This window comes from Bartonella sp. ML70XJBT, from assembly GCF_028618425.1.
Lineage (GTDB): Bacteria > Pseudomonadota > Alphaproteobacteria > Rhizobiales > Rhizobiaceae > Bartonella.
The window spans coordinates 1-738 of record NZ_JAQISX010000102.1 but is presented as its reverse complement, the minus strand read 5'-3'; the positions used below and the strand labels follow the sequence as shown (position 1 = coordinate 738).

Here is a 738-nt window from a genome sequence, read left to right as displayed (position 1 = left end):
AATAGAACGCTTGCAATATAATACGTTTTGTATGTAAATACTTATGATTTGGAACTGGTTATTCCAAAGCCTCCATTGAAAAGCCGCGTCATATCAATTGGCACGGCTTTCTTTTTTGGAGTTCTCTTTTTTATGATACGTTTTAAGGAATGCATCTTATGATGCGTTTATAGCCATAAAGAAGGCCTCCCCATGCCGTTCTTTATTCTGTTTTATCAACAATCTTGATAACATGATCGCTTTCATAAACCTCACAATTTTGGGGCACCAACTTTTCTTTGCTTTTTTTGTTTATTTTTGCATTGCCATAAGCACGCCCCCAGACCTTTGCACAATATGAGAGTTTTGCATTGCCATAGACAGAGCCATAAACTTCACAAGAGCCAGCCACGCTAGCATTGTTATAAACCTTGCCATAAATTTTAGCAGCACCACTCACAACAGCATCATCATAAACCACCGCATTGCTATGAATACGTGCACTTCCTGATAATTTTGCATTCCCATAAACCTTTGCACTATTATAAACCCAAGCATTATGAGAAAGATGAGCATTGTCATAAACATGAGCATTTGCATAAACACGAGCGCGGTCACAAACATGCGCATTGCCATAAACCTTGCCATAAATTTTAGCATTGTCATAAATGCGCGCATCATCATAAACCTCAGCATTCTCAGAAATTAAAGCATTATTGGAAACCCGCGCACCACCATAGACCTTGCCATAAACCTTAG

The 738-nt window shown here is 38.8% G+C and carries 1 protein-coding gene; it reads right to left on the bottom strand.

Annotated elements, in window-relative coordinates; genetic code table 11:
• Window positions 1-202: 202 nt before the first annotated feature.
• A partial coding sequence (locus PVV65_RS09890) for a hypothetical protein (RefSeq protein ID WP_273790042.1) occupies window positions 203-738 on the bottom strand: 536 nt, incomplete at its 5' end.